Annotated in this window: 24 protein-coding genes and 1 pseudogene; 8 read left to right on the top strand and 17 right to left on the bottom strand. The window is 70.6% G+C overall.

Annotation, left to right across the window (positions count from 1 at the left end; translation table 11 throughout):
- Positions 1 to 32: 32 nt before the first annotated feature.
- Complete coding sequence (locus ABZ532_RS07850) at positions 33 to 1,226, bottom strand: adenosine deaminase (RefSeq protein ID WP_361280313.1); 1,194 nt, start codon at positions 1,224 to 1,226, stop codon at positions 33 to 35.
- Positions 1,227 to 1,464: 238 nt separating this feature from the next.
- Here ABZ532_RS07850 and ABZ532_RS07845 point away from each other — a divergent pair, with 238 nt between their 5' ends.
- On the top strand, positions 1,465 to 2,238 hold the full coding sequence (locus ABZ532_RS07845) for an alpha/beta hydrolase (protein WP_361280476.1): 774 nt from the start codon (positions 1,465 to 1,467) through the stop codon (positions 2,236 to 2,238).
- Here ABZ532_RS07845 and ABZ532_RS07840 read toward each other — a convergent pair.
- The gene (locus ABZ532_RS07840) at positions 2,229 to 3,371 is read right to left on the bottom strand and encodes an FAD-dependent monooxygenase (protein WP_361280311.1); all 1,143 of its coding nucleotides are present in this window, start codon (positions 3,369 to 3,371) and stop codon (positions 2,229 to 2,231) included. The genes ABZ532_RS07845 and ABZ532_RS07840 overlap by 10 nt on opposite strands.
- Before the next feature lie 103 nt (positions 3,372 to 3,474).
- Here ABZ532_RS07840 and ABZ532_RS07835 point away from each other — a divergent pair, with 103 nt between their 5' ends.
- Complete coding sequence (locus ABZ532_RS07835) at positions 3,475 to 4,080, top strand: TetR family transcriptional regulator (protein WP_361280310.1); 606 nt, start codon at positions 3,475 to 3,477, stop codon at positions 4,078 to 4,080.
- A 36-nt stretch (positions 4,081 to 4,116) separates the two neighbouring features.
- Here the strand turns inward: ABZ532_RS07835 and ABZ532_RS07830 are convergent, their stop codons facing one another.
- The gene (locus ABZ532_RS07830; RefSeq protein WP_361280309.1) at positions 4,117 to 5,070 is read right to left on the bottom strand and encodes a LysR family transcriptional regulator; all 954 of its coding nucleotides are present in this window, start codon (positions 5,068 to 5,070) and stop codon (positions 4,117 to 4,119) included.
- Between the two features lie 62 nt (positions 5,071 to 5,132).
- On the opposite strand from ABZ532_RS07830, the gene ABZ532_RS07825 reads away from it, so the two are divergent.
- The 3 genes from ABZ532_RS07825 (at position 5,133) to ABZ532_RS07815 (ending at position 8,294) form a co-directional block, all read left to right on the top strand.
- Positions 5,133 to 6,446: an MFS transporter gene (locus ABZ532_RS07825; protein WP_361280308.1), complete on the top strand. Its 1,314-nt coding sequence runs from the start codon at positions 5,133 to 5,135 to the stop codon at positions 6,444 to 6,446.
- 144 nt (positions 6,447 to 6,590) lie between these two features.
- Complete coding sequence (locus ABZ532_RS07820) at positions 6,591 to 7,247, top strand: L,D-transpeptidase (protein WP_361280475.1); 657 nt, start codon at positions 6,591 to 6,593, stop codon at positions 7,245 to 7,247.
- Between the two features lie 69 nt (positions 7,248 to 7,316).
- Complete coding sequence (locus ABZ532_RS07815; protein ID WP_361280306.1) at positions 7,317 to 8,294, top strand: sigma-70 family RNA polymerase sigma factor; 978 nt, start codon at positions 7,317 to 7,319, stop codon at positions 8,292 to 8,294.
- Here ABZ532_RS07815 and ABZ532_RS07810 read toward each other — a convergent pair.
- From ABZ532_RS07810 to ABZ532_RS07755, 12 genes are all read right to left on the bottom strand, one after another.
- On the bottom strand, positions 8,272 to 8,580 hold the full coding sequence (locus tag ABZ532_RS07810; RefSeq protein WP_361280305.1) for an STAS domain-containing protein: 309 nt from the start codon (positions 8,578 to 8,580) through the stop codon (positions 8,272 to 8,274). The two genes, ABZ532_RS07815 and ABZ532_RS07810, sit on opposite strands and share 23 nt — an antisense overlap.
- Positions 8,581 to 8,799: 219 nt before the next feature.
- Positions 8,800 to 10,077 (bottom strand): thymidine phosphorylase, encoded by a 1,278-nt coding sequence (locus ABZ532_RS07805; protein WP_361280304.1) that lies wholly within the window; start codon positions 10,075 to 10,077, stop codon positions 8,800 to 8,802.
- 124 nt (positions 10,078 to 10,201) lie between these two features.
- A complete protein-coding gene (locus tag ABZ532_RS07800) occupies positions 10,202 to 10,639 on the bottom strand; it encodes a cytidine deaminase (protein ID WP_361280303.1) in 438 nt (145 codons plus the stop codon).
- Positions 10,636 to 11,907 carry an ABC transporter permease gene (locus tag ABZ532_RS07795; protein WP_361280302.1) on the bottom strand — a complete coding sequence of 424 codons (1,272 nt, stop codon included), beginning with the start codon at positions 11,905 to 11,907 and terminating at the stop codon, positions 10,636 to 10,638. Before ABZ532_RS07795 ends, ABZ532_RS07800 begins: the two co-directional genes overlap by 4 nt.
- A complete protein-coding gene (locus tag ABZ532_RS07790) occupies positions 11,904 to 13,016 on the bottom strand; it encodes an ABC transporter permease (RefSeq protein WP_361280301.1) in 1,113 nt (370 codons plus the stop codon). Before ABZ532_RS07790 ends, ABZ532_RS07795 begins: the two co-directional genes overlap by 4 nt.
- Positions 13,013 to 14,581, bottom strand: a complete 1,569-nt coding sequence (locus tag ABZ532_RS07785; RefSeq protein ID WP_361280474.1) for an ABC transporter ATP-binding protein — start codon at positions 14,579 to 14,581, stop codon at positions 13,013 to 13,015. The genes ABZ532_RS07790 and ABZ532_RS07785 overlap by 4 nt, the downstream gene beginning before the upstream one ends.
- 224 nt (positions 14,582 to 14,805) lie before the next feature.
- On the bottom strand, positions 14,806 to 15,867 hold the full coding sequence (locus tag ABZ532_RS07780; RefSeq protein ID WP_361280300.1) for a BMP family ABC transporter substrate-binding protein: 1,062 nt from the start codon (positions 15,865 to 15,867) through the stop codon (positions 14,806 to 14,808).
- 464 nt (positions 15,868 to 16,331) lie between these two features.
- Entirely contained in the window at positions 16,332 to 17,555 is a 1,224-nt protein-coding gene (locus ABZ532_RS07775; protein WP_361280473.1) for an amidohydrolase, read from the bottom strand.
- A gap of 198 nt (positions 17,556 to 17,753) precedes the next feature.
- Entirely contained in the window at positions 17,754 to 18,842 is a 1,089-nt protein-coding gene (locus ABZ532_RS07770) for a hypothetical protein (protein ID WP_361280298.1), read from the bottom strand.
- Between the two features lie 5 nt (positions 18,843 to 18,847).
- Entirely contained in the window at positions 18,848 to 19,804 is a 957-nt protein-coding gene (locus ABZ532_RS07765; RefSeq protein WP_361280296.1) for an N-acetylneuraminate synthase family protein, read from the bottom strand.
- Between the two features lie 10 nt (positions 19,805 to 19,814).
- The gene (locus ABZ532_RS07760) at positions 19,815 to 21,068 is read right to left on the bottom strand and encodes an acylneuraminate cytidylyltransferase (RefSeq protein WP_361280295.1); all 1,254 of its coding nucleotides are present in this window, start codon (positions 21,066 to 21,068) and stop codon (positions 19,815 to 19,817) included.
- 32 nt (positions 21,069 to 21,100) lie between these two features.
- Complete coding sequence (locus tag ABZ532_RS07755) at positions 21,101 to 22,438, bottom strand: DUF6716 putative glycosyltransferase (protein WP_361280293.1); 1,338 nt, start codon at positions 22,436 to 22,438, stop codon at positions 21,101 to 21,103.
- Between the two features lie 187 nt (positions 22,439 to 22,625).
- On the opposite strand from ABZ532_RS07755, the gene ABZ532_RS07750 reads away from it, so the two are divergent.
- Both ABZ532_RS07750 and ABZ532_RS07745 read left to right on the top strand, forming a co-directional pair.
- A complete protein-coding gene (locus tag ABZ532_RS07750) occupies positions 22,626 to 23,642 on the top strand; it encodes a glycosyltransferase family 2 protein (protein ID WP_361280292.1) in 1,017 nt (338 codons plus the stop codon).
- Entirely contained in the window at positions 23,642 to 25,036 is a 1,395-nt protein-coding gene (locus tag ABZ532_RS07745; protein ID WP_361280290.1) for a polysialyltransferase family glycosyltransferase, read from the top strand. The genes ABZ532_RS07750 and ABZ532_RS07745 overlap by 1 nt, the downstream gene beginning before the upstream one ends.
- Here ABZ532_RS07745 and ABZ532_RS07740 read toward each other — a convergent pair.
- The gene (locus ABZ532_RS07740) at positions 25,033 to 25,182 is read right to left on the bottom strand and encodes a hypothetical protein (protein WP_361280488.1); all 150 of its coding nucleotides are present in this window, start codon (positions 25,180 to 25,182) and stop codon (positions 25,033 to 25,035) included. The two genes, ABZ532_RS07745 and ABZ532_RS07740, sit on opposite strands and share 4 nt — an antisense overlap.
- Between ABZ532_RS07740 and ABZ532_RS07735 the strand changes: the two are divergent.
- A pseudogene (locus tag ABZ532_RS07735) lies at positions 25,135 to 25,748 on the top strand (FAD-dependent monooxygenase); the annotation flags it as partial. The gene ABZ532_RS07740 and the pseudogene ABZ532_RS07735 overlap by 48 nt on opposite strands.
- On the opposite strand, the gene leuE reads toward ABZ532_RS07735, so the two are convergent.
- Positions 25,735 to 26,388, bottom strand: a complete 654-nt coding sequence (gene leuE, locus ABZ532_RS07730; RefSeq protein WP_361280289.1) for a leucine efflux protein LeuE — start codon at positions 26,386 to 26,388, stop codon at positions 25,735 to 25,737. The pseudogene ABZ532_RS07735 and the gene leuE sit on opposite strands and share 14 nt — an antisense overlap.
- Between the last annotated feature and the right edge of the window lie 58 nt (positions 26,389 to 26,446).

Raw genomic sequence — 26,446 nt, 5'->3', positions numbered from 1 at the left:
GCCCCCGCCCCGTCGGCTCAGTCCCCGTCGGCTCAGTCCCCGTCGCGCGAGGTCTCCGTGCTCGCGGTGGTCCCGGTCTGCCGGAACAGCCATTCGGACTTCAGTTCCGCATAACCGGGCTTGATCACTTCGCTGATCATCGCGAGGCGTTCGTCGAAGGGGATGAACGCGGACTTCATCGCATTGACGGTGAACCACTGCATGTCGTCGAGCGTGTAGCCGAAGGTCTCGGCCAGCACCTCGAACTCACGGCTCATACTGGTGTTGCTCATCAGCCGGTTGTCCGTGTTGACGGTCGCTCGGAAGTGCAGCCGCCGCAGCAGCCCGATCGGGTGCTCCCCGTACGAAGCCGCCGCGCCGGTCTGGAGGTTGGACGTCGGGCACAGCTCCAGCGGGATGCGCTTGTCGCGTACGTACGCGGCGAGCCGGCCGAGCTTCACCGTGCCGTCGTCGGCGACCTCGATGTCGTCGATGATCCGCACGCCGTGGCCGAGCCGGTCGGCGCCGCACCACTGGAGCGCCTGCCAGATCGAGGGCAGGCCGAAGGCCTCACCGGCGTGGATGGTGAAGTGGTTGTTCTCCCGCTTGAGGTACTCGAAGGCGTCGAGATGACGGGTGGGCGGGAAGCCCGCCTCGGCACCGGCGATGTCGAAGCCGACGACGCCAGAGTCCCGGTAGCCGTTGGCGAGTTCGGCGATCTCCAGGGCGCGCGCCGCATGCCGCATCGCCGTGAGCAGGGCGCCGACGCGGATGCGGTGGCCGTTCGCACGGGCGCGGCGTTCGCCTTCGCGGAAGCCCTCGTTGACGGCTTCGACGACCTCTTCGAGGGTCAGTCCGGCTTCGAGGTGCTGCTCGGGTGCGTAACGCACCTCCGCGTAGACCACGCCGTCCTCGGCGAGGTCCTCGGCGCATTCGACGGCCACCCGCTTGAGGGCTTCACGGGTCTGCATCACGGCACACGTATGGGCGAACGTCTCCAGATAGCGTTCCAGCGAGCCGGAGTCGGCGGCCTCGTGGAACCAGATGCCGAGCTTGTCGGGTTCAGCCTCGGGCAGCGCGTCATAGCCCGCGTCGCGGGCGAGGTCGACGATCGTGCCGGGGCGCAGTCCACCGTCGAGGTGGTCGTGGAGGAGCACCTTCGGGGCGCGGCGGATCTGGTCCGCGGTGGGCCTCTCGGGCCCCGGGGCCGTCCCCCGGGATGACACATGCGTGGTCTGGCTCTTCATCTCGGCACTGTAATCCCTACGCGCGTAGAGGGGAGCTACACGAATCACGGGTCGATACGTAACAGTGACCGTGCGGACGGGTGGAGTACACGTGTACTTCTGAGACTGTTCTGCCATGGCACACCACGCACTGCCCCGGCGGTGGGGGCGTTCAGCCGGTGCGGAGCCCCCGGCGAGAACGCGGGCCCGCCTCGAGGCGAACGCGGCGCGAGAAGGCGGATCGGCAGCCGAGGCGAGGCTGGGACGGCCGGTGAGGGGCGCGGTGTCGGGTCCCCCCGCGGCGGACGGCGCCGTGAGCGGGGTGGTGCTGCTGCTGCCCGACGGAGAGCCGGAGTCGGCCCGCGGCCCCTCGGCGGTGTCGCATGCCGCGACGCTGCCCCTGGCCAGGTCGCTGGCGCGGGCGGGGCAGCGGGACGGTCTGGTGGCGCATGTGGTGCGCTACCGGGGCCGCGGCTGGAACGGCACGGAGGCACGGCTCGCGCGGGACGCTTCCTGGGCGGCGGACGAGGCGGTACGGCGCTACGGAGACGTCCCCGTATGTCTGGCCGGGCACGGCATGGGCGGCCGGGCCGCGCTGCACGCCGCAGGACATGCGGCCGTCAACTCCGTGCTGGCACTCGCCCCTTGGCTGCCGGAGGACGACGTCGCCGCACAGCCCGAACCGGTGAAGCAGCTCACGGGCCGCCAGGTCCTGCTCGTACACGGCACCAATGACGCGCGTATCGACCCGGAGCTCTCCTACCGTCTCGCGGAGCGGGCCAAGAAGGCCAACCGGGACACCTGTCGCTTCGAGGTCCACTCCGACGGTCATTCCCTGCGCCAGTACAAGGCCGAAGTGCAGGCCCTGGCAGCGGATTTCGTACTCGGCGCGCTGTTCTCGCGGGCTTTCGCGCGTCCGGTGGCGGACGCGCTCGCGGCGCCGCCGCCCCTGGGGCTGCGGATGCCGCTGGCGGCGGGGTTCGGACGTTCGCTGCGGAACAGGCACTGGAACCCGCCGAGTATTCACCGGTAGTCGAGTTCGGCCAGCTCGGTGGCGAGCTTCCTGGGCAGCCCGGTGTAGCGCCCGAGCAGCACGAGGGCCGTGTTGCGCGCTCGTCGCGCGAGTCGCCCCCGTACGGTGGCGACTCGGGTCATCCGGTGGGTGAAGGCGACGACCCGCTCGGCGACCGGTCGCCGCTGGGCCTCATAGCCGTCGAGCCGCTCGGTGGCGAAGGCCGTGCCGAGGGCGTATCCGTCCTGGATACCGGTGTTCATGCCCTGCCCTCCCGCCGGGCTGTGCACATGGGCCGCGTCCCCGGCGAGCAGCAGGCGTCCACTGCGGTAGCGGTCGGCGACGCGGTGGTGCACCCGGAAACGCGAGGACCAGACCAGCTCGGTGATCGTGGCCTGTCCGGGAGCGCGTTCGTCCAGCAGCCGCTGGACGAAGGCGGCGTCGGGGGTGACGGGGGCGTCGTCGACGGTGGCGACCACGCGGTACCGGCCGCCGGGCAGCGGGGCGACGACGAGGAGCCCGTGTGTGCCGAAGGTCAGTGAGGTCTCGGTGGCGCCGGGGGCCCAGTCCATCCGGACGTCGGCCAGGACGAACGACTCGCCGTAGCTGCTGCCGGTGAAGCCGATGCCCGCCGCCTCACGCACGATGCTGTGCATGCCGTCGGCGCCGACGGCGTAGCTCGCGCGCACGCTCTCGCCCGTGCTCATGACGAGGAGCACACCGCCGTCGTCCTGGGTCACCGAGGCCACCTCATACGGCCGGTGCACATCTCCCCCCAGCTCCCGCAGCCGGGCGAGCAGTACGGCCTCGGTCTCGTACTGGGGGACCATCAGCGTGTACGGGTGCGGTGTGGGCAGCTCCTCGAACGGGACGGTGAGCAGCCGCCGCGCGCCGTCGCGCACGGCGAACCGGGTGAGCTTGACTCCCCGCGTGATCAGCTCGGCGGACGCCCCGAGGTCGTCCAGGACCTCCAGCGTGCGGGCGTGGACCACAGCGGCACGTGAGGTGTTCGCTCCTTCCGCCTGGCGGTCCAGGAGCACGAAGTCGATGCCCGCGCCGGCGAGGGTGACGGCCAGCGCGAGGCCGGTGGGGCCGGCCCCGACGATGGCGACCTCGGTACGGGCGGGGAGAGTGCCGGCTTTGCCTGCGGTCATGGCGGCCTCCGATTTCAGGTCAACAGATGTTGGCCAACGCTTGTTGACATGATGCGGCCACCCGCGATGGAAAGTCAACGAGTGTTGGCCTACAGTTGTTGGCATGACTCGGGAGCCAGCCGGCGAGCAAACCAGCCCGCCCTCGGAGCGGCGCTCCGACCGGACCAGAGCCGCGATCGTCGACGCGGCGCGCAAGCAGTTCGCCGCGCACGGATACGAGCGCACCACCATCCGCGCGGTCGCCGCCGACGCGGGCATCGACCCCTCGATGGTGATGCGCTACTACGGCAGCAAGGCCGGGCTCTTCGACGCCGCCCTCGACATCGACCTCCACCTGCCCGACCTCAGCGCGGTCGCGCCCGCCGACCTGGCCCGGGTGATGGTGCGGCATTTCCTGACCCGCTGGGAGGGCGACCCCTCCGATGACGCCCTCCTGGTGCTGCTCCGCTCGGCGGTCACCAACGAGGACGCCGCTGCCCGTATGCACCAGATCTTCACCGCCCAGGTCGCCCCGGCACTGGCGACCGCCATCGGCCCCGACCGTGCCGCGAGCCGTGCCGGTCTGGTCTCGGCCCAGCTGCTCGGCCTCGGGCTGTCCCGCTATCTGCTCAGGCTGCCGGCCGTCACCGCCCTGACCCCCGGGGAGATCGAGGCCGGACTCGCCCCGGCGATCGAGGCCACCCTGGCCGGTCCCGGGATCGGGGAGTGACGGGCCTGCCCGGCACGGACAGGCCCGGAGCGGGGCTCAGTCAGGCAGCAGCTTGCCCCTGCGCGACAGCAAGAACTTCTTGAAGGCGGCCACCGGGACCGTGTCCTCGTGGCCGTCGAGCCAGGCGACGCCGATCTCGCGTGCCGCACGCGGGGCCGTGACCGTCAGCTCGACGACGCCCGGGCGGGGGACGGCGGGCGGCGGGAGCAGTGCCACGCCGAGGCCCGCGGCGACCAGGCCGCGCAGGGTTTCGGCCTCCTCGCCCTCGAAGGCGACACGGGGTTTGAAACCCGCCTCGGCACAGAGTGCGTCGGTGATACGCCGCAGGCCGTAACCGGGCTCCAGGGTCACGAAGGTCTCGTCCGCCGCCTCCGCGAGCCGGATGCGCTTGCGCGATGCCAGACGGTGCTCGTCGGGGACCACGAGCCGCAGGCGCTGCTCGTCCAGGCGCCGGGCGACGAGGTCGGGCTCGTCCGGCACCGGGGAGGTCAGGCACAGGTCCAGCTCCCCGGAGCGCAGGCGTTCGATCATCGCCTCGCCGTAGTTCTGGACGAGGGTGAAACGCACCCGGGGATGGTCGACACGGAAGGCGCGGATGAGCTCCGGTACGGTCTCGCTGCCCATGGTGTGCAGGAAGCCGAAGGCGACCTTGCCCGCGGACGGGTCGGCGTCGGCGCGTACCGACTCGGCCGCCCGTTCCACCTCGGCGAGGGCGCGCTCCACGGCGGTGAGGAAGGTGCGGCCCGCGGGAGTCAGCGACACCGTACGGCCCTTGCGGGTGAACAGCGCGACGCCGAGGTCGTCTTCGAGCCGGACCATGGCGCGCGAGAGCGTGGACTGGGGCACGGCGAGTTCCTGTGAGGCACGGGTCACATGCTCATGGCGGGCGACTCCCGAGAAGTACGCGAGGCGCGGAGCGAGCAGCAGCCTCATGCCTTCTTCGTAACTGTTCTGCGACACGCGATGCCCTGACCTGTATTCATGCACCATGGGAACGATTAAAGCCGTTCCATGCATTGGACGCATCAAAGGCGCGTGCATACCTTCGAGACATGCCTTCCGCCAGTACCGGGGCGCCCACGGCCGTGGGTGCCCTCACCTCGCCGTCCCCTCAGCTCGCCCCGGGCCTGCCCGGTTACCGCCGCATGAGCTTCGCGCTCTTCACCGCGGGCCTCGCGACCTTCGCCCTCCTCTACTCCACCCAGGCCCTGCTCCCCGCCATCTCCACCGACTTCGGGGTGACCGCGAGCGCGGCCAGCTGGACGGTCTCAGCGGCCACCGCCGCACTGGCTCTGTGCGTACTGCCGCTGAGCGCGCTGTCCGAGCGCTTCGGACGGGCGCGGCTGATGACGGTCTCCCTGGTGGTCGCCGTCGCCGTCGCCGCGCTGGTGCCGCTCGCACCGAACCTCGAGTGGATGGTCGCTTTGCGCGCGGTCCAGGGCGCCGCACTCGCCGGTCTGCCCGCGTCCGCGATGGCGTATCTCGCCGAGGAAGTGCGGCCGAAGGCACTGGTCGCCGCGATCGGCCTCTTCGTGGCGGGCAACAGCATCGGCGGCATGAGCGGCCGGATCGTGACCGGCTGGGTCGCACAGCTCTGGGGCTGGCGCGCGGCGCTCGCCGCGGTCGGGGTGATGGCACTGGTGTGCGCCGTGGCCTTCCGTCTGCTGCTGCCGCGGGCCCGGAACTTCACCCCCGGCTCGCTCGACCCGCGCACCCTGGCGCGCACCGTACACGGGCACCTGTCCGACCCGCTGCTGATGCGGCTGTACGTCATCGGCGCGCTGTTCATGACCGTGTTCGGCGCGGTCTACACGGTGATCGGCTACCGGCTGGTCGGCGACCCCTTCGGCCTCCCCCAGGGCATCGTCGGCTCCGTCTTCCTGGTGTACCTGGTCGGTACGGTCTCCTCCGCCGCGGCGGGCAAGCTGGTCGGCCGCCTCGGCCGGCGCGGTGCGCTGTACCTCGCGGTCGGGACCACGACGGGGGGTCTGCTGCTCTCGCTCGCGGACTCGCTGACCGCCGTGCTGACCGGCCTGGTGCTGATCACCGCGGGCTTCTTCGCCGGCCACGCCGTCGCCTCCTCCTCGGTGAGCCGCACCGCGAAGACCGGCCGCGCCCAGGCCTCCGCGCTGTACCAGTCGGCGTACTACCTGGGCAGCAGCGCGGGCGGCACGCTCGGGGCGATCGCCTTCCACTCCGGTGGCTGGGCCGGGACGGTGCTGCTCGGGCTGCTGGCCGTGCTCGGCGTCGTATCGGTCACGCTGTACGGGTCGTACGCGGCCCGTGCCGCGCAGCAGCGCGAGCAGCGCCGGCGGCTGGGCCGGAACCCGGGCCGGAGACCGGTGTTCGCCGAAATCCGTTCGTAAATACCACAACCGCCGGCCCCCCGTACGCGTCGCATAGGTCAGAGCAACCGCAGCGCGCGTACTGGGGAGTTGGTAACCGTGGAACGTGAACGTGGAACCGAGCGTGCGAGAACGGGCCGGAGACGGACCATCGCAGCCGTGGGCATCAGTGGGCTGCTGGTGCCCCTGACCCTCTCACTCGGCGCCGCCCCCGCCCAGGCGGCGTCCTGCACCACATCGACAGGGCCGTACCAGAAGCAGGTCGAGAAGTTCATGGGCCGCCCCGTCGACGGGCGGCAGTCCCCCGCCGACTGCAAGGCGATCCAGACGTTCCAGCGCTGGCACGCGATCACCCCGACGATCGGCTACGCGGGACCGGTCACCTGGCGCACGATGAACACGATCCTCGCCCAGCGGGCCGCGGGCACCAACCCGAACAAGTCCGGGGCGTGCCCGACGAACAAGGGGCGCATCGCCTGTGTCGACCTCACCCGGCAGCTCAGCTGGATACAGGACGGGGCGAAGCTGAAGTACGGGCCGGTGCCGGTACGCACCGGGCGGGACGGCGCGGAGACCAGGACCGGGGCGAAGAAGGTCTACTACCGCAGCATCAAGCACTGGTCGACGCTCTACAAGGTGTGGATGCCGTACTCGCAGTTCTTCGACGGTGGGCAGGCCTTCCACTCGGTCACCAAGAGCATGTACAACCCACCTGGCTCGGGCGGCTGCGTCAACATGCGGCCGGCGGACGCGAAGGCGTACTGGAACCTGCTGAAGAACGGGGACGACGTCCACGTGTACGGGCGCAAGCCCGGGACCTGAACCTCCGTTGTCAGCCCCCTCCTGTAGCGTCCGAAGATCTTGTACGGACCGGCGACAGGGGTGGACCTGATGACGCAGGATCTGGACTCCCGGCTTGAGGGATACCGCACGGAGCTGACCGGTTACTGCTACCGCATGCTGGGCTCCGCCTTCGAGGCGGAGGACGCCGTGCAGGACACGATGGTGCGCGCCTGGAAGGGCCTCGAGAAGTTCGAGGGCAGATCCTCCCTGCGCTCCTGGCTGTACCGGATCGCGACCAACGTCTGCCTGGACATGCAGAGCGCGGGCAGTCGCCGGGCCCGCCCGATGGACCTGTCCGCGCCGACCCCGGTGGCCCAGGCCCAGCTCCACGCCCGTCCGGAGCTCACCTGGCTGGAGCCGGTGCCGGACGGGCGGGTGCTGCCTTCGGTGGCCGATCCGGCCGACCGGACCGTCGAGCGGGAGTCCATCCGGCTCGCGTTCGTCGCGGCGCTCCAGCATCTGCCGCCCAGGCAGCGTGCCGTGCTCATCCTGCGGGAGGTGCTGGCCTGGAAGGCGGCGGAGGTCGCCGAGCTGCTGGGCACCTCCGTCGCCTCGGTCAACAGCGCCCTCCAGCGTGCCCGCGCCACCCTCGCGGAGCAGTCGCCCACGGCGTCCGATCGGGCCGATCCGTTGGACGAGGAGCAGCAGCGGCTGCTGGAGCGCTACGTCGCGGCCTTCGAGGGCTACGACATGAAGGCGCTGACCGCGCTGCTGCACGAGGACGCCACCATGTCCATGCCGCCGTACGACCTGTGGCTGCGCGGTCATGACGACATCGTCGGCTGGATGCTGGGCGTCGGCGAGGCCTGCCGTGGCTCCCGCCTCCTGCCGACCGTGGCCAACGGCTCCCCGGCCTTCGCGCAGTACCACCCGAGCCGGTCGGGCGAGGGATACGAGCCCTGGGCCCTGATCGTCCTGGAGGTCAGGGAGGGCAAGGTCGGCGGGATGGACTTCTTCCTGGACACCGAGCGCTGGTTCCCGCTGTTCGGGCTGCCCGAGCGGCTCAGTGCGGAGGCGGAGGGTTGAGGAGGGCCTCGCCCAGACCGACCAGTTCCAGCAACCCGATCAGCTCCGGTCCGGCGTTGCACAGCCGCAGCTCCCACCCGAGGCGCCGGGCCGTGAGCCGCAGCCGGACGATGGCCTCGACCGCGGTCAGGTCGGCCACGGTGAGCCCCGCGGCGTCGCAGACGGCTTCCCCCGGCCCGCCCCAGGCCTCGGCGTCGGCCTTCAGCCAGGCACACAGCAGCAGCACATCGGCCGGGGTGACGCGGCCGGTCAGTTCCAGTACGAGGGGCTGCCGATTGCTGTCCACACGGGATCTGACCGGCGTGGGGGCGACAACTCATCGCGGCCGGAGTGCCTGCGGTCCGGCACGAGGGACAGCGGGACACCCGCCGCTGAAGGCGGTCTCCTCTGCCGGTGCCTCAGCCTCAGCAGGCCAGCACCCCAGCACGCGGAACGGGACCGGTGGGGTCCACCGGTCCCGTTCACCCGAAGCGGCCGCGGGCGCTGCGACCCCGCCCGCCTCAGATCACGCGATGCGGTCCAGCACGATCGGGTTCGCCGTGAACTCCGTGTCCGAGGAGGCGATGTCGAACGAGCCCTCCAGGGACTCCAGGGCGTACTCGAACTTCTCCGGGGTGTCCGTGTGCAGCGTCATCAGGCGCTGGCCCGCGGTCACCGGCTCGCCGGGCTTGGCGTGCAGTTCGATGCCCGCGCCCGCCTGCACCGGGTCCTCCTTGCGGGCGCGGCCCGCGCCGAGACGCCAGGCTGCGACGCCGACACCGTAGGCGTCGAGGCGGGTGAGGACACCCGACGACGGGGCGGTGATCACATGCTGCTCACGGGCCACGGGGAGCTCGGCGTCCGGGTCGCCGCCCTGAGCGGCGATCATGCGGCGCCAGACGTCCATCGCGGAGCCGTCGGCGAGTGCCTTCGCCGGGTCGGCGTCCTTGATGCCGGCCGCGTCAAGCATCTCCCTGGCCAGCGCCACGGTGAGGTCGATGACGTCCTGGGGGCCGCCGCCCGCGAGCACCTCGACGGACTCGCGGACCTCCAGCGCGTTGCCCGCGGTGAGGCCGAGCGGGGTGGACATGTCGGTGAGCAGGGCGACGGTCCTGACCCCGTGGTCGGTGCCGAGACCCACCATCGTGGAGGCAAGCTCACGCGCGTTCTCGATGGTCTTCATGAAGGCGCCGGAGCCGACCTTGACGTCCAGGACCAGTGAACCGGTGCCCTCGGCGATCTTCTTCGACATGATCGAGGAGGCGATCAGCGGGATGGCCTCGACGGTGCCGGTGACATCGCGCAGCGCGTAGAGCTTCTTGTCGGCCGGGGCGAGCCCGTCACCGGCCGCGCAGATGACCGCGCCGGTGGTGTCGAGGACGTTCAGCATCTCCTCGTTGGACAGCAGGGCCCGCCAGCCGGGGATGGACTCCAGCTTGTCCAGGGTGCCGCCGGTGTGGCCCAGACCGCGGCCGGAGAGCTGCGGCACGGCCGCGCCGCAGGCGGCCACGAGCGGGGCGAGCGGCAGCGTGATCTTGTCGCCGACGCCGCCGGTGGAGTGCTTGTCGGCGGTCGGGCGGGACAGCGAGGAGAAGTCCATGCGCTCGCCGGACGCGATCATCGCGGCGGTCCAGCGGGCGATCTCGGCCCGGTTCATACCGTTGAGCAGGATGGCCATGGCCAGTGCCGACATCTGCTCGTCGGCGACCTCGCCACGGGTGTACGCGTCGATGACCCAGTCGATCTGCTCGGGGGTGAGCTCGCCTCGCTCGCGCTTGGTGCGGATGACGGAGATGGCGTCCATGTGCTGAGGGGTCCTTCCGGTACGAACCAGGGTGGTGCGGGAGATACAGAAGCAGAGGTACGGAGGTTTCGAGAGTGTCGAGAAGTGCCGCGGCCCCTCCGCTTGGGGGAGCGGAGGGGCCGGTCTAACCGAGTTTCTCCGGGCCCAGCTGCTCAGGCCCGAAGGCCAGGGGCAGCATCTCGGCCAGCGTGAGAACGCCCTTGGCGGTCTCCAGCAGCAGACCGGGCCCACCGAACTCGTACAGCAGCTGACGGCAGCGCCCGCACGGCATCAGTACGTCGCCGTTGCCGTCCACACAGGTGAAGTGCGTGAGCCGGCCGCCACCGGTGGCCTGGAGCTGCGAGACCAGGCCGCACTCGGCGCAGAGCCCGAGCCCGTACGAGGCGTTCTCGACGTTGCACCCGGCGACCGTGCGGCCGTCGTCGACGCGGGCCGCGGCTCCGACCGGGTAGCCCGAGTAGGGGGCGTACGCACGGGACATCGCGTCCCGCGCCACCTCCCGCAGGGCCTCCCAGTCGAAGGCGTCGGCGGCGTCGTGGCCCAGGGAGGACGCGGAGGTCACTTGCCCTGGCCCTTCTTATAGGGCATTCCGTCCGCCTTTGGCATACGCAGGCGTTGTGCCGACAACGCCAGTACCAGCAGCGTGGTGACGTAGGGCGCCGCGTCCACGAACTGGCTGGGCAGCGTGCTCGTCAGCGCGTACCAGGCGAACATCAGGGCGGAGACGCCCAGGCAGATCGCGGCCTGCCAGTGCTTCTTCTTGTAGAGCTGCCAGGCGAAGGCCAGCACCAGCAGGATCGCCAGCAGCAGCAGCATGGCGTGGACGTTCTCCGCGCCACCGCGCAGCTTGAGGCTGTCGGTGAAGCCGAAGAGCCCGGCGCCCAGCGCCAGTCCGCCCGGCATCCAGTTACCGAAGATCATCGCGGCGAGACCGATGTAACCGCGGCCACCGGTCTGGCCCTCCTGGTAGATGCCCGTGGAGACGATCGCGAGGAAGGCGCCGCCGAGGCCGGCCATCCCGCCGGAGACGATCACGGCGATGTACTTGTACTTGTAGACGTTGACGCCGAGGGACTCGGCGGCGACGGGGTTCTCACCGCAGGACCGCAGCCGCAGTCCGAAGCCGGTGCGCCACAGGATCCACCAGGTCGCGGGGACGAGGAGGATGGCGACGACGGTCAGCACCGACAGGTTGGTGACCAGACCGCCGAGCACTCCGGCGAGGTCGGACACGAAGAACCAGTGCTTGGCCTGGAGATCGCCCAGTGCGTCGGACAGCCCGGGGACGGTGATGTCCGGGATCCGTTCGATACGCGGGGACTGCTTGGAGGAGCCGCCCTCGGCCTCGGCGAAGGTGAACTCCGAGATGTAGCGGGTGACACCGACGGCGAGGATGTTGATGGCCACACCGGAGACGATGTGGTTGACGTTGAACGTCACCGTCATGATCGCATGCAGCAGACCGCCGATCGCGCCGCCGACGATACCGAGCATCACGCCGGTCCACGGGCCCCACTGGTAGCCCGCCCAGGCGCCGAACCAGGTGCCGAGGATCATCATGCCCTCGAGGCCGATGTTGACCACACCGGCCCGCTCGGCCCACAGACCGCCGAGACCGGCGAGACCGATAGGCACGGCGAGCTGGAGCGCGCCGGAGACCTGACCGACGGAGGTGAGGTCGTTGGCCCCGCTGATCACCCGGACCAGCGAGAACAGCGCGAGACCGCCCGCGATGATCAGCATGATCACGGGCAGGGACAGCTTGCGGCTTCCGCCGTTCTTCTTCGGCGCGATCGCCGCGGCCGAGACGGTGCTGGTGGACTCGCTCATGCCGCGGCCCCCTCCTTCTTCTTACGGGCAGCCTGAGCGGCAAGCTCCTCGCCGACCTTCTGCTGCTGGCGGCGAAGCCCGTACTGGCGGACGAGTTCGTAGGAGACGACGACGGCGATCACGATGAGACCCTGCATGATCATCGCGATCTCCTTCGGGTAGCCCTCAAGGCCGAGGCCCTCGGCCGTCTTCTCCAGGAAGGCGATGAGCAGGGCGGCGAAGAAGATTCCGAGGGGGCTGTTACGGCCCAGCAGGGCGATGGTGATGGCGGTGAAGCCGACACCGACCGGGAAGCTCAGGCTGTAGGTGTGGGTCTGGCCCAGCAGCATCGGCATGCCCGACAGACCCGCGACCGCGCCGGAGATCAGCATCGCGGTCATGACCATCTTCTTGGCGTTGACACCGCTCGCCTGGGCCGCGGACTGGCTGGCGCCGGTGGCGCGCAGGTCGAAGCCGAAGCGCGTGCGGTTGAGCACGAACCAGTAGACGATGCCGAGCGCGAAGGCGATGAACGTGAAGCCGTAGACCGTGCCGCCTTCGAGCTCCAGACCCGGGAACCAGGCGGACTCGGCGATCATGCCGGTGGTCAGGTCGTTGGAGCCCTTCTCCTGCACACCGAAGTTGGCGGGCAGGATCATCCAGGCGATCAGGCTGGTCGCGATGGCGTTCAGCATGATCGTGGAGACGACCTCGCTGACCCCGCGGGTGGTCTTCAGGATGCCCGCGATACCGGCCCAGAGGGCGCCGACGAGCATCGCGACGATCACGATCAGCAGGATGTGCAGCGGACCGGGCAGGTCCACCGCCGCACCGACGACGGCCGCCATCATGACCGCGAGGCGGTACTGGCCGTCGACGCCGATGTTGAAGAGGTTCATCCGGAAGCCGATGGCTACGGCGAGCGCGGCGAGGTAGTAGATGCCGGTCTGGTTGAGGACCAGGACCTGCACATCGGTGTACTCGATCTGGTCGACCATCAGCGCGTACGGCTGGAAGGGGTCGAGGCCCGAGACCACCAGCACCACCGTGGTCAGCAGGAAGGCCACGACCAGGGCGAGCGCCGGCCCGGCGATGCCCAGGAGCAGCCGGTCCTTGTCGAACTTCTTCATCGGCCCTCACCGTTCTCGTCGTGCTCAAGGTGGCCGGTGGCAGCGCCGGTCATGGCCGAGCCCAGCTCCTCCGGAGTGATCGTGGCGGGGTCGGCGTCCGCGACCAGACGGCCGCGGTACATCACCCGCAGGGTGTCGGAGAGCCCGATGAGCTCGTCCAGGTCGGCGGAGATCAGCAGCACCGCCAGGCCTTCACGACGGGCCTCACGGATCTGGTCCCAGATCTGCGCCTGAGCGCCGACGTCCACACCGCGGGTGGGGTGGGCGGCGATGAGCAGCTTGGGGTTGTGACTCATCTCGCGGCCGACGATCAGCTTCTGCTGGTTGCCGCCGGACAGGGAGGCCGCGGTGACCTCGATACCGGGCGTGCGGACGTCGTACTCACGCACGATCCGCTCGGTGTCCTTGCGCACGGCCTTGAGGTCGAGCACGCCCCGCTTGCTGTTGGGGCGCTCGGTCACATGGCCGAGGATACGGTTCTCCCAGAGCGGGGACTCCAGCAGCAGACCGTGCCGGTGGCGGTCCTCGGGGATGTAGCCGATGCCGTCCTCACGGCGCTTGCGGGTCGGGACGTGCGAGATGTCGGCGCCGCCGAGGGTGATCACACCGCCGTCCGGGTCGCGCATGCCCATCAGGGCCTCGATCAGCTCGGTCTGGCCGTTGCCCTCCACACCGGCGATGCCCATGACCTCGCCCTTGTGGATGGTGAAGCTGATGCCGCCGAGGACCTCGCGGACGATGCCCTCGGGGTCGGTCTCGGCCAGCCGCAGGTCGTTCACCTTGAGCATCGGCACATCGGTGACCGTGGACTCACGGGTCTCCGGCGAGGGCAGTTCGCTGCCGACCATCAGCTCCGCGAGCTGCCTGGGCGTGGTGGTGCGCGGGTCGGCGGTGCCGACCGTGGTGCCACGGCGGATGACGGTGATGTCGTCGGCGACGGACAGCACCTCGCCCAGCTTGTGGGAGATGAAGATGACGGTGAGGCCCTCGGCCTTGAGCTCGCGGAGGTTGTCGAAGAGCGCGTCGACCTCCTGCGGGACGAGCACGGCGGTCGGCTCGTCGAGGATCAGGGTGCGGGCACCCCGGTAGAGGACCTTGAGGATCTCCACGCGCTGGCGCTCGGCGACACCGAGCTGCTCGACCAGGACGTCGGGACGGACGTTGAGCCCGTACGCGTCCGAGATCTCCTTGATCTTCTTACGCGCCTTGGCACCGATGCCGTAGAGCTTCTCGCCGCCGAGGACGACGTTCTCCAGCACCGTGAGGTTGTCGGCCAGCATGAAGTGCTGGTGCACCATGCCGATGCCGGCCGCGATGGCGTCGGCAGGGCTGTGGAAGCTGACCTGGGTGCCGTCGACCGTGATCGTGCCCTCGTCCGGCTTCTGCATGCCGTAGAGGATCTTCATCAGGGTCGACTTGCCGGCACCGTTCTCACCGACAAGAGCGTGGACCGTGCCCTTGCGGATCGTGATGTCGATGTCGTGGTTGGCGACGACGCCGGGGAAGCGCTTGGTGATGCCGCGCAGTTCTACAGCCGGCGGCGTTGACGGACTGGACGCGTTGATGACGCACTCTCCTTGGCGAGAGAGGGAGCGGGCAGGGCAAGGAGGCTGTCGCGAGCAGGGGGTGGAGCGAAATTATCGCGCCGGAGAGTGTTCTACGCGCGTAGCAGTACCAAAGAGCAAAAAGCCTTGGCCAGAACCTGATCCGGGGTCCGGAGAGTGCTGTCTCCAGCACTCTCCGGACCCATCGGACCGGGGTTTTGGGGCCCCAAGGTCAGAGCCGCTCGTTACGGAGCGGTCTTGACCGTGATCTTACCGGCGATGATGTCGGCCTTCGCCTTCTCGACGGCGGCGGTCACATCGGACAGCTTGGTGTAGGCCGGGTTCGAGGTGGCCAGGCCCACGCCGTCCTTGTCGAGGCCGTAGCGGATCTCGCCGGACTGCGGCTTGCCGTCCTTGACCGACTTGATCAGGTTGTAGACGGCGCCGGAGACGTCCTTGGTCACCGAGGTGAGGATGTGCTCCTTGTAGGCCGACAGGCCCTTCTGGCTGTACTGGTCGGAGTCGACGCCGACGGCCCACTTCTTGGCCTTGGCGGCGGCCTCGATCGAGCCGGAGCCGGCGAGACCGGCGGCGGCGTAGACCACGTCGGCGCCCGCGTCGATCTGGCCCTCAGCCGCGGCCTTGCCCAGGTCGGGCTTGGAGAAGCCACCGAAGTCCGGCGGCTGCGTCAGGTACTGGACCTTGACGTTGACGCCCTTCTTGGTGTCCTTGACGCCCTGGACGAAGCCCGCCTCGAACTTCTTGATCAGCGGGGTCTCGACGCCACCGATGAAGCCGACGGTGTTGGACTTGGTGACCTTGGCGGCGGCGACGCCGGCCAGGTACGAGCCCTGCTCCTCGTTGAAGACCAGGTTGGCGATGTTCTTGCCGGTCTTCGAGGTGTCGTCGATCAGGCCGAAGGTGGTCTTCGGGAACTTCGGGGCGACCTCGGCGATGGCCGTGGCATACGCGAAGCCGACACCGATCACCGGGTTGTTGCCGGCGCGGGCGAGCGCGGTCAGGCGCTGGACCTTGTCGGGGTCGCCCTCGCCCTCGCTGGGCTCGGCCTCGGTGCCCTTGGCGCCGAGGTCCTTCTCGGCCTTCTCGAGGCCCGCGAAGGCAGCGTCGTTGAACGACTGGTCGCCGCGGCCACCGATGTCGTAGGCGAGAGCGGCCTTGATCTGCTTGCCGCTGCTACCGCTGTCCGCGCCCGCGTCGGACGACTTCTTGCCGCCACACGCGGTGGCGGACAGTGCAAGAGCCGCGGACGCGATGCCCACGGTGGCGATCCTGGTGATCCGGCGCACTGGGAGGCTCCTTCTAAACCTGACCGAAAGCGCCACTTCCGGCGCTGGTTTTCCGCGATCGTAACGCGCGTAGATGTCAGGTAAAGACGTGTTCGACAGCCGTTATCGGATCGTCGCGTAGGACGAACCTCAGATGAACTGTCCGGTTACGAACGGTGTCCGAAAACTGGGCGGGATGACGCCCCGTGCAGCCTTGTCGAAGCACAGGGAGACCTGCGCGTTTCCTGTGGCACGCACCACCCGGCAGCTCACCCCGCGAGCGGGGGCCAGGACCGCCCGGACAGGACCTAGGGCGTGTTTCGAAAGTAGCGCCGTCCGCCCGAAGGGCGGGCACCGCGGCGTCTGGTGCGTGCGATCGCAAGGCGGAGGGTCGCCCTCGTACTGGGCGTACTTGGGCGATTCCGACAACGCTGCGAGCGTGCGTGCCAGGCGTCGCGGGGCAGGCGGGACTTTCGAAACACGCCCTAGGACCGCCGTGCGTCGAGCAGGGCAGCGGCCGTGAACAGCTCCACACCCGCACGGATCGCCTCCTCGTCCACATCGAAATCCCCCCTGTGCAGGTCAAGCCTGGCAGCGGACCCCGGCGGGCGCACCCCGAGCCGGGCCATCGCGCCCGGCACATGCTCCAGATACCAGGAGAAGTCCTCGCCGCCGAGGCTCTGCTCGGTGTCCTCGATCGCCGACACGCCCCGGCGCGCGGCATGGGCATCGTGCAGCAGCTCGGTCACCACGGGGTCGTTGACCACGGGGGGCACCCCGCGGATGTAGTTGATCTGCGACTTGGCCCGGTGCAGCGTGGCCACCTCGTCGATCGCCGCGTGCACCAGGTCGGGGGCGTCCCGCCAGGCGTGCAGGTCCAGGCAGCGCACGGTGCCGGCCAGCTCCGCGTGCTGCGGGATGACATTGCAGGCGTGGCCGGATTCGATACGCCCCCAGGTCAGGGCGAGGCCGGCGCGGGCGTCGACGCGTCGGGCCAGCACCGCGGGAACCTCGGTGACGACCTTCGCCGCCGCGGTGACCAGGTCCGTGGTGAGGTGCGGACGGGCGGTGTGGCCGCCCGGTCCGTCGAGGGTGACCTCCAGCCGGTCGCAGGCGGAGGTGATGGGCCCGACCCGCAGCCCGATCCGGCCCGCGTCGACCCGGGGGTCGCAGTGCACCGCGATGATCCCGCCGACCCCGTCCAGCGCCCCGGACGCGATCGCGTCGGCGGCGCCACCCGGGAGCACCTCCTCGGCGGGCTGGAAGAGCAGCCGCACGGGATGGGGCAGCAGGCCCTGCCGGTCGAGCTCGGCGAGTACGAGACCGGCACCGAGCACGGCGGTGGTGTGCACGTCGTGGCCGCAGGCGTGGGCGCGGTCCGGGACGGTCGAGCGGTACGGGACCCCGGCCTTGGTGTCCGGGATGGGCAGGGCGTCGATGTCGGCGCGCAGGGCGAGCATGGGGCGGACACCGTCCCAGGTGCCCACGTCGCAGATGAGTCCCGTGCCGGTCGCCAGCACCTGGGGCCGCAGCCCCGCCGCCTCGAGCCGCGCCTTGATCGCGGCGGTGGTACGGAACTCCTGGTTCCCCAGCTCCGGGTGCATGTGCAGGTCCCGGCGGAAGTGGATCAGTTCCGTGCGCAGGGCGTCGGGCAGTGTGCCGGGCAGTCGGACTGCGCCGGTCAGGTCGGCATCAGGGTCACGGGACATCAACTGGCTCACCCGTTGAAGGGTAGGCCAGCTCGCGTCCCAACTAACTCGAGATCAACAAAAGTTCAGCCGATAGGGGAAAGAAACCACGCCTGGCGACGCATAGCCGTCCCCCCGTGTGGGTAAGCTCACGCGATTCGGCATCGTGCGGCCCGCGATGTGGACACCAGGCACACGTGCCCGGTGTCGCCGGGCCCGTCAGGCAGGGGCCCCGATGCGGTGCACACCACGGGCGGTGCCCGTGACTCCCGCGAGAAAGCCCTGGGCGCGCGGTGAGGCGGTCTCCCTGAGCCACTCGGGCGGAATGTCGCATGCCGCGACCGCCACGTCCGTACCCGCGAGGGCCAGCGGCAGGGTGTGCACGACGGTCGAGGGAAAGCTCAGGACCGTACGTCCGATCGGGCCGCGCCGTGCGATCAGCTCCAGCGGCAGATCCGGGCGCACGATCTCCAGGCCGGTGCGGGCGGCGAGCCGGCGCAGCTTCCCGGTGCTCTCGCGGCGGTGGGCGAAGTAGCGGGTGGCCCCGTGCCGCGCCGCGAGCGCGGCGACGGCCTCCTCGTACCGTCCCGGGTCGACCACGCCCGTCTCCACCAGCGAGGTGCCGACCAGGTCGGCACCCCGGGTAAGGCGCGGCGGGCCGAAACGGGTGCGGGTCCAGGCGAAGGCGTTGGCTCTCACCCGGATCCCCTCCGGTGGGTCCACGGGCATCGCGGTGAACACCTCGACCTCGCGGGCGGTCGACGGCGAGAGCCTGCGGCGCGCGACGGCGGAGACCGGCGCCAGCGCCAGCTCTCGCGCCCCCCGCCGCCCGCGGCGGTGCCAGCGCACCAGGCGCTCGCCCCTGGCCACCTGGGCGACGTACTCCATGGTGGCGGTGCCGTCGTCCACGACCGTCAGGTCCTTGGTGCCCACCAGGGTCAGCAGCAGCTGCACATAGCGCGAGAAGGGATCGCCCACGACGACCCGCCGCGCCCCGCGCAGCAGGGGCGCCAGTTCCCGGACCGTGCGCAGGGGCGCGCCGGCTCCCGGAGCGCGCGCCTCCTGCCAGCGGACCGTGACGCCTTCGTCGCGGGCGAGCTCCGCCATCCGGCGCAGCTGACCGCGCGACATGGGGTCGGTGGGGGACAGCACGACCACGGTGAGCGCGTGTGCCGTCCCGCCGCTTCCGGCCGAGCCCGGTCCTTTCGGCTGCGCCGGAATGCCGTGCAGCAGGCCGGACGTCCTGGTGTGGGCCCACTCCAGGACGTTCAGGAGCTGGACCGGGCTCTCGACGAAGGCGAGGTCCATGGTCGTCAGACCGCGACCGTTTCGAGCTGGTGGGACCGGCCGGCCTGCTCGGCGCCGCCGGCCTGCTCGGTCTCGGCGACGACGCCCGTGAAGCGTCGCAGCTTCTTCATCGGGGCGAGCTCGGACTCGTACACCTTCTTGACCCCGTCACCGAGAGCAGTCTCGATGGTGCGGATGTCGCGGACCAGGCGCTGGAGACCACCGGGCTCGACGGACGCGGCCTGGTCGGAGCCCCACATGGCGCGGTCGAGGGTGATGTGACGCTCCACGAACGCGGCGCCGAGTGCCACGGCCGCCAGCGTGGTCTGGAGACCGGTCTCGTGGCCGGAGTAGCCGATCGGGACGTTCGGGTACTCCCGCATCAGGGTGTTGATCACACGCAGGTTGAGCTCCTCGGCCTTGGACGGATAGGTCGAGGTGGCGTGGCAGAGCAGGATGCTGTCGCTTCCGAGCACCTCGACGGCGTGCCGGATCTGCTTCGGCGTCGACATCCCGGTGGACAGGATGACCGTCCTGCCGGTGGCACGCAGGGCGCGCAGCAGGTCGTCGTCCGTGAGCGAGGCGGAAGCGACCTTGTGGGCCGGTACGTCGAACTTCTCGAGGAACGCGACGGCTTCGGCGTCCCACGGGGAGGCGAACCAGTCGATACCGCGCTTCGCGCAGTGCTCGGCGATGGCGCCGTACTCGTCCTCACCGAACTCGACGCGGTGCCGGTAGTCGATGTACGTCATCCGGCCCCAGGGGGTGTCGCGCTCGATGTCCCACTGGTCGCGCGGGGTGCAGATCTCCGGGGTGCGCTTCTGGAACTTGACCGCGTCACAGCCGGCGTCGGCGGCCGCGTCGATGAGCGCGAAGGCGTTCTCCAGGTCGCCGTTGTGATTGATACCGATCTCGCCGGTGATGTAGACGGGGTGGCCGGGGCCGGCGATCTTGCCGCCGAGGACGCGCAGACGGGAGTTCATGCGGGGTTCCTTACGGGATCGGGTTGTTGAGCGTGGAGGCAGGGGTGCTCGGGGTGTCGGGGGAGGAGGTGTCGGTGAGGCCGGGGCCGAGGAGCCAGGCGGCGATCTCACGGATGGCGCCGGCGCCACCCGGTGTGGTGGTGACCGCGCGGGCGGCGGCCCGTACGGATTCGTGGGCGCTCGCGACGGCCACGGGCCAGCCGGCGAGCCCGAAGCAGGGCAGGTCGTTGACGTCGTTTCCGGCGTAGAGGACCCGCTCGGGCGGGATCGACTGCTCCTCGCACCACTCCTTGAGTGCGAGGTCCTTGCGGTCGACGCCGTGCAGCACGGGGATGTTGAGCTTCCGGGCGCGTGCGGCGACCACGGGGTTCTGCTCGGTGGAGAGGATCAGCAGCTTGAGGCCCGCGCGGCGTAGCGCGGCGACACCGAGACCGTCCCCCCGGTGCACGGCGACGAGTTCACGGCCGTCCGCGTCGATCAGTACGCGGTCGTCGGTCTGGGTGCCGTCGAAGTCGAGGACCACGGCGTCGACGTCCGCGCGGGTCGGCAGGGGCGCCGGGTCGAGCAGCGGCGCGAGCGCGCGGGCGCGGGCCAGGTCATGCGGATCGTCGATCTCGAGTACCCGCGCGGGGTCGGTCTCGACCAGCGCGGTCCGGCCGAAGAAGCGGTGGCCGTGGGTACGGAGGCCGGCGGCCTCCATGGCGTAGGCGGCCCCGGTCTCCAGGAAGTCCTCGGGACGGTCCTGGCGGCGCGGGCGGCAGGACCTGTCGTGGTTGACGCCCTCGCCGTCCTCCGGCTGTGCCTGAACCGCTCCCCCGGTGCGGCGCCAGACGAAGCCGTGGAAGGGCGCGACCGTGACGGCCGTGTCCGCGCCTCCCACGATCACCGCCGACGCGACACCGTCCACGTCCTCGCTGGTCAGGAAGGGGCTGGTGCACTGGACGTGCAGCGCCACGGCGATCGGGCGGCCATGGACCGCCGCATGGGCGTCCATCGCGTGCAGCACGGCGGACTCGCTGGTGGCCTTGTCTCCCGCGATGAGCAGCGGACGCCGTACGACTTCGGCGCCTGCGGCCCGGGCCGCGTCCGCGATCGCGGCGTCATCGGTGGACACCACGACATGCGTGACCAGGCGCGCCCCGAGGCAGGCCCGCACCGCCCGGGCCACCAGTGGGACCCCGCCCACCCGGGCCAGGTTCTTCGCGGGGACGCCTTTGGAACCGCCCCTGGCGGGGATCACGGCGAGAACGGTGGACGGCGACATGGCGGAGGGCTCCTTCGATGCCTTCAGGGGGGTCACAGCGCGCCCATGCGGCGGATGACGGGGGCGACGCGCTGCACGCCGTGGCGGTACGCGCCACGCGCCGCGCCTCGTACCGCGTCGCGCACCAGCCGGCGCACACCGGCCGGTTCGGTCGCCGGGGCGGCGACGGGCAGCGGGGTGCCGTCGGGGGCGAGGTGGTGTCGGGCGAGGATGCCGGGCAGGTATCCAGGCGCGGTGGCAGCCGTGTAGTACGGGTCGACCGGCGGGAGTTCCGGCCGGTCGAGCAGCTCGGCGACCCGCTCCCGCGCCGCGTCGAAGGCGCTCTCGTACGCGCCGTCGGCCGCGACGCCCTGCCTGTCCAGCCATCGTTCGTCCGGCCGGGGCAGGTGGCCGCCGTCGAGCGCGTCCCAGGAGGTGAGCAGCCCGGAGCCGAGGAAGTGGTGGTTGCCGAGTGCCTCGCGGACGCCGAAGTCGGTGAGGACCGCCGTCGGGATGCGGCGGTGCAGCGCTTCGAGGGCGGCCGTCGACGAGACCGTGATGAGCAGATCGGTCCGGTCGAGGACCTCGCCCATGTTCCCGTACACCAGGCGGACGTTGGGCGGCAGCCCGCCGGGGAGCCTGTCCGCCAGCTTCTGGTAGGGGAGTTCCTCCAGGTGCGTGGTGTGTTCGCCGGGCTTGGAGCGCAGCTTCAGCAGCACCTCACGGTGCGGGTGCCGGCGGGCGTGCTCGGTGAGCCTGCACAGCAGGTACATGCGCTCGGCCCGGGTCTCCGGCACGGACGGCTGGGCCGCGAACACCACGGTGTCGCGCCCCACTTCGCGGTCGTCGTGGCCTGCGTCGCGCCGGTACGGCGCCCCACCGAGGAACGGCAGCGCGGCCTCGGTCACCGCCGAGGCATCGGCGCCGACGCCCTCGTACACCGCGCGGAATCGGTCAGCGTCATGGCGGGAGTTGGCCAGGACGACATCGGCGCCATGCCTCAGCAGCAGTCCGTCGGCCAGCTTCTCGTAGACCACCCCGACATAGCCGGTGACCAGCACCGGCCTGCGCGGCAGCCGCAGCGCGGCCAGTCCGTGCAGCAGGGCCTGCACGGCGCCGCCGACGAGAGCGAGGACGACCACGTCGTACCCCTCGTCCCGCACGGCCCGGAGGAACTCGGCGCCGGTCACCTCGCGAAGGGCGTCCGCCGTGACGCCGACCTCGGCGAGCTGGCGTGCGGTGGGTGTCGCCCGGCCTCGCAGCAGGAATCCGGTGAGCGCGGTGCCCGTCGTGGTGATCCGGCGTGCGGTGAGCGCACCCCACTTCCACCGGGTGTCGGAGTCGGCGAGCACGGCGACGCGCAGGGTCTCGCTACTGGTACGTGATGGCACGTCGAGGACGTTAGAAAGGCATTTCGCTCGGCGGCCCAACTGGGCAGCAACAAATGGTTAACAGCGGGCCGCCGAAACGGGAAAAGGCCCAGGAGCCTGACCGGTTAACAATTCCGCCGCACCTTGTTCACCCGCTGTCCGCCCCGGAGTCAGGGCGCATGACAGCCCCGCGCTTAGTGTCCGGTGAGTGGTCAAGCTCTCCGTCATCGTGCCGTTCTACAACGTGCTGCCGTATGCGTCCGACGCCCTCAGAAGTCTGCACGCGAACGCGCGGGCCGACTTCGAGTTCGTCCTTGTCGACGACTGTTCCACGGACGGCACCCGGGAGAGCCTGGAGCGCGCGGAGCGCGAACTTCCCGGCGCGGTGCTGATCCGGCAGGAGCGCAACGGCGGTCTTGCCACCGCCCGCAACAGCGGACTCGACGCGGCCCGAGGTGAGTTCCTCACCTTCCTCGACGGTGACGACTGGCTGGCGCCCGGCTATCTCGCCGAACTCGTCGCCGCGATCGAGGGGCTCGGCACCGACTTCCTCCGCACCGACCACGTACGCTGCACCGGCCGCGACCGCAGGGTGACCCGGGCCCCGGTCAGCCGCAGGGACGAGGTGCTGCGGCCGCGCGAGGCGATCCTGCCCGCCGACCGCACCACCTCCGTCGACTATCCGATGGCCTGGGCCGGTGTCTACCGGCGCACGCTGCTCGACCGCGGGCTGCTGCACTTCACCGACGGGCTGCGGACGGCGGAGGACCGGCCGTGGATCTGGCGGTTGCACCGTGAGGCGGAATCCTTCGCCGCGGTGAGTCTGCTCGGAGTCTTCTACCGGCGCGGCATCGACTCGTCACTCACACAGATCGGCGATATTCGTCAGCTCGATTTCATCAGAGCATTCGACCAGGTGATCGAGGAAACGGCAGAGGATCCGGATTCCGAACAGTTGTTGCCCAAAGCCGTGCGCACATATTGCGCGCTCATTTCCCATCATCTGGGATCGTCGGAGAGGTACGAGCCGGCCGTGGCCCGGAAATTGCGCGCGATGAGCGCGCAGGCACTGAACAGGATGCCCCAGGACATCGTGCGGGAGGCGCTGGGCTCGATGGACGTCGAGCGGGCGTCCCGGGTGCGCCGTGTCCGCCGCGTCCAGCGGCTCAGCCCGGTGCTCCGCAAGCAGCCCACCAAGCCGGCACCCACGGGGGCTGTCGCCTGATGACCACACCCCTCCCCCGTACCACCCAGCTCTTCTACGCCTCCACGCTCTACGGAGCCGTGACCCTCGCGGCGGCGCTGGACAGCGGCCGCTTCCCGCTCGCGGACCGCCGGATGCTGCTGGTCAGCAACAACTCGGCCGTTCCGGAGACGACCCCCGCCCTGGACGAGATGCCGGGCTTCGAAAGGCTCCGGGGCCGCTTCGACGAGGTGCTGTCCTGGAACGAGACCATCGCCCCGCTGCATCCGGGCGGCTGGATGCCCCGCCCGGAGGACATCCCGATGTGGGAGCGGCACCTGAGGCGGCTGTGGGGCCTTGGCGATGACCGCATCCAGCTCGCCGTCGAGTCCGTCCAGGTCAGTCCGGCGCTGGCACTCGCCCAGCTCTTCCCGGACGCGCGGCTCGACGTGTATGCGGACGGTCTGATGAGCTACGGCCCGACGCGCAACAAGATCGACCCCCTGGTCGGCGGTCGGGTGCGGCGGCTGCTGCATCTGGATCTGGTGCCGGGCCTCGAACCGCTGCTGCTTGCGGAGTTCGGCGCACGGCCGGTGCTGGTGCCGGTGGACGCGTTCACCAAGGTGGTCGGTGAGCTGGCCGCGGAGTCGGCCGAGTCGGCGGGTGCCGAACCTCCTGCGCCGCCCCCGGCCCTGCTGCTCGGCCAGTACCTCGCGGCTCTGGACATCCTCACGGCCGCCGAGGAGGAGGAGCTGCATCTGCGGATGCTCCGGGGCGCCGTCGCCCTCGGCCACCGCCACCTCGTCTTCAAGCCGCACCCGGTGGCGCCTTCGGCCTGGTCCCGGGCTCTGGAACGGGAGGCGGAACGGCTCGGCGCGGAGCTGACCATATGGGAGGAACCCTGCCTTGCCGAGGTGCTGTACCAGCGGCTGAAGCCCGGGCTGGTGGTGGGCTGCTTCTCCACCGGGCTGCTCACGGCGGGCACGTTCTACGGCATCCCGGTCGCGCGGGTCGGCACTGAGATGCTGCTCGCCCGGCTGTCCCCCTACCAGAACAGCAACCGGGTGCCCGTCACGATCGCCGACGCGCTGGTGCCCGATCTGGAGCGGGGCACCGCGGGCGCTCCGGCGCCGGTCGACGAGCGGCTTTCCGGGCTGGTCCAGGCGGTGGGCTTTGCGATGCAGCCGCAGGTCAGGTCCGATCTCCGGTCGGCCGCCGAGGGCTATCTGTCGGCGCGGCTGTCCCCGGAGACCCGGCGCTACTTCACGCGCCGCCGGCTGACGCTGCTCGGCCTGCCGGGCGGCATCCCGGTGCCGCGCCATGCGGCGGTGCGCAGGATGGCGCGCAGGGCACGGGCGAACGGGACGCTCCGCAAGGTGGCACGCAGGACGCGGGTCCTGTTCCGGGTTCTGTCCGGGCAGGCGGCGCGCTTCTAGCTCCTGGCCGGGGCGGTCCGCGCGGTCGGCGTCAGCTGCCCGATGCCCGCCACCACGGCGGCCAGTCCCAGCTCGAAGCCCTCGTCGTGGTGGGCGAAGAGCTCGGCACCGACGGCGTACGCGCCCTGGTCGCGAACCGCACCCATCTGACGGCGAACCAGGTGACAGAGGTGCGCTGGGCATCGGACTTCCGTCCGCTCGCGGGCGCTCGCCGAGCGGTTCCGCGACGGCCGGGTCTTCCTGGCCGGGGATGCCGCCCGTGTCCACTCCCCCGCCGGTGGCCAGGGCCTCAACACCAGCGCCAGGACGCCTACAACCTGGGCTGGAAGCTGGGCCAGGTGCTGCGCCACAGAGCGCCCGATGCGCTGCTGCAGCACCCGCCAGCTCGGCCGCGGGTGCCCTGACGGCGGGCGACCGCGCCCCCGACGGCCGCCGCCGCGCAGACGGCACCCGGCTGTTCGACGCCTTCCGCGGTCCGCACTTCACCCTGCTGGCGGTGGACACGGACGCACTCGGCCCCCAGGGGCTCCCTGGCGCCGTCAGCACCCTGCGGACAGCGCCGCACGAGACATACGAGGCGTACGGCAGAGGCCTCTTCCTGGTGCGCCCCGACGGCTACGTCGGCTGGGCGGGCGAGGACGCCAGGGGGCTCCAGGACTACCTGGCGACTGTCATGGGCGCCGAGGCACTCATGACCTTCAGGCACTGCTGAGCGACAGCTTCGCCGCGAAGCCGAGGAACAGCACCCCGACGGCGGACGTGGCCCCCGCCGAGAGCCGCCTGCGACGGCGGAAGGCGGATGCCAGGTGCGTGCCTCCGAATATCAGCAGCGTCAGGTACAGACAGCTCGCCACCTGGGCGAACATGCCGAGCACAAGGAAGGAGAGCGCCGGGTACGCGTAGCCGGGATCCACGAACTGCACGAAGAAGGCGACGAAGAAGAGGATCGCCTTGGGATTGAACAGGCTGACCACCATCGCCCGCCGGAACGGCCGCTCGCCCTGGGGCGGATCACCGGGCCCGCCGTCCTCCAGCACCCGCTCACGCCGGGTGCGCCACAGCCCCCAGGCGGCCCGCATCATCCCGATCGCCAGCCAGGCCAGATAGCCCGCGCCCGCGTACTTCACTATGCCGAAGAGCACCGCGTTGGCCTGGAGCAGCGAGGCGACCCCGGCCGCGGACAGCGTCATCAGCACCGTGTCCCCGCACCACACACCGGCCGCGGCCGTATACCCCGCCCGGACTCCACGGCGTGCCGCCACCGAGAGCACGTACAGCGAGTTCGGCCCCGGCAGCAGCACGATCAGCACCACGCCCACGAGGTACGTCGGCAGATCTGTCACACCCAGCATGAAGCGGAGTGTCGCACACGGGTACGACACTCCGCCTCGGCGTTCCAGCGTGACGCTC

Origin of the sequence: Streptomyces sp. NPDC019396, assembly GCF_040632375.1 — a bacterium.
Lineage (GTDB): Bacteria > Actinomycetota > Actinomycetes > Streptomycetales > Streptomycetaceae > Streptomyces.
This window is presented reverse-complemented; position numbering and strand designations above follow the sequence as displayed.